This window comes from uncultured Campylobacter sp. (genome assembly GCF_937949835.1).
Classification (GTDB): Bacteria; Campylobacterota; Campylobacteria; order Campylobacterales; family Campylobacteraceae; genus Campylobacter_B.
Genome location: NZ_CALEDC010000093.1, coordinates 1 through 2,138, shown reverse-complemented (window position 1 = coordinate 2,138; position 2,138 = coordinate 1). Strand labels below are relative to the sequence as shown.

2 protein-coding genes are annotated in these 2,138 nt (G+C 51.7%); both read left to right on the top strand.

The annotated features are described in order from the left end of the window. Nucleotides 1–753 (top strand): AIR synthase related protein (locus tag Q0256_RS02065; RefSeq protein ID WP_297959611.1); only part of this gene is annotated, 753 nt, incomplete at its 5' end. A gap of 3 nt (nucleotides 754–756) precedes the next feature. Next, the gene (locus tag Q0256_RS02060; protein WP_297959610.1) at nucleotides 757–1,716 is read left to right on the top strand and encodes a DnaJ domain-containing protein; all 960 of its coding nucleotides are present in this window, start codon (nucleotides 757–759) and stop codon (nucleotides 1,714–1,716) included. Nucleotides 1,717–2,138 lie beyond the last annotated feature (422 nt).

The window sequence follows — 2,138 nt, the reverse complement described above, 5'->3', positions numbered from 1 at the left end:
CGAAAGGTCGCTATGAGCGGCGCAACGCCTCTAGCTATCACCGATTGCCTAAACTACGGCAATCCGCAAAATCCCGAAGTTATGTGGCAGTTCGCGCAGGGCTGCGAGGGGATCAAGCAGGCTTGTGCCGCGCTAAATACCCCGGTCATCAGCGGCAACGTAAGCCTTTATAACGAAACGGGCGGCGTTAGCATCCAGCCCACTCCCGCGATCGTGTGCGTGGGCACGAACGAGGGCGAGATCATCCCTAGCGATTTTTGCGCTAGCGGCGTGAGCGTCTATCTGGTAGGCGATACGAAGGGCGTTTTTGCGGGCTCGCTTTATATGAAAGCGGTAGAAAACCGCGTCGCAGGCAGCCTGCCTGAGTTAAATTTAAAGGCAGAGCGCGCGCTGTGGGACTTCGCGATAGAAGCCGGCAAGAGCGGGATTTTGGAATTTGCAAACTCCGTAGGAATCGGCGGCGTGGCGATTACGCTTGCGAAGATGACGTGCGTAGGCGGCGTAGGCGGCGAGTTTGAGATGAGCTGCGATGATAGCAGAGATATTTTCGACGAGAGCTTTTCGCGCGCGATTTTCGGTGTACGCGACGAGGCGAAATTTAAAGAGCTGGCCGCAAAATACGGGCTAAGCTTGATGCGTCTAGGCACCAGCGGCGGCGAAACGTTTCGCATAAATTCCGTCCGTAAAAATCTAAAGGCGCTAAAAGAAATTTACTTCGGCGAGTTTGCTAAGATCGTAAAGAGCGAAGATTAGCGCGTGCTTAGCATCATATTTCTTTTAATCGCGCTGTATATTTTCGCGCAGATCGGTGTGGCTTTCGGCAACTCCGGCTATCGCGGCAAGGCTCAAATGCAGCTAGCAGAGGCTAAAATTTTAGTAGCACTTCTAGCCAAGGTCGCCAAAAGCGACGGGTACGTAAGCGAGTCCGAAGCCGCGATGATAAGCGAAATTTTAGACGATTTGGTGCGCCAAATGGGCGCCGGCGAGCGCGAACGCCAGGCGCTGAAGCTCGTTTATAAGCTCGAGAAAGAAAACCTCGCAAATGTGCGCGAGCTCGCCGAAAAATATAACCAAACCTACCGCCCGAGCCCGAGTCGCAAAACGGGGCTAATATATTTCTTTTTAAATTTAGCCTACGTCGATCGCGGTTTTAGCGCGGCAGAGCGGCGCACAATCTCGCAGATTTGCGACGGATTGGGCATTGCGGAGCATATCCAAAGCCAGATTTTTGCGACCTTTGAGCGTAGTTTTTACGGCACATATTACGAAAACGGCGGCTCGCAAAGCAGCTCCGCTTACGACGAATACGACGGCTATAGCACAAGAAGCGGCGGGTATTGGGACAAATACGGCGGCAGAAGCACCGGTGGCTACGGCAGCAGCAGTTACGGCGGCGGCACCGGCTATGGCTATGGCGGCACGACGGGTTCGGGTTACGGAGGCTCGCAAAGTTCAGGCGGCTCATACGGCGGCTATTCGGGCGGCTCGCAAGGCTCCGCCAAAAGCAAAAGAGATCCGTATGAAATTTTGGGGCTCTCCAAGGACGCTACGTTTAGCGAGATCAAGAAAAAATATCGCGAGCTCGTTAAAAAATACCACCCCGACATCCTGATGGGCAAGGGCGCGGACGAGGAGATCATCCAGGAGGGCACGAAGAAGCTTCAGGAGATCAACGAGGCGTATAAAATTTTAAAAGAGCGCTTCGGCGAGAAGTAGGGCGAAATTTTAAAATTTGAGGGCGCAGAGCGTCTTGAAATTTTAAAATAGGATGGCGAGGCAGCGGCAAGGTGCGGCGAAGGAATTTTAAGGCGCGATATCGCAATATGCGTGGCGTGCGAAAATTTCAGGTCGCGAGAAATTGGGTGCGGCGCGGCAGTGAAATGTCAAAGCGTGCGGCACAGTTAAATTTGTATCTAAATTTTAAAATTCCAAGCTTGCGAGACCTGCAGGGCGCTTAATACAGTCTTGATGCACATCGTGCAGGCAGTCTAGCATGCGGCACGAGAATTTTAAGTGCAAGATAAAGGCGGCAAGTATGCGCGGACGTTAAAATTTTAATATGTAATAGCGTTAAGGCTGCTTGTTATTTATGAAATAAAATTTTAAAAACCAAACCAACACGAAAGGAAAAACATGGG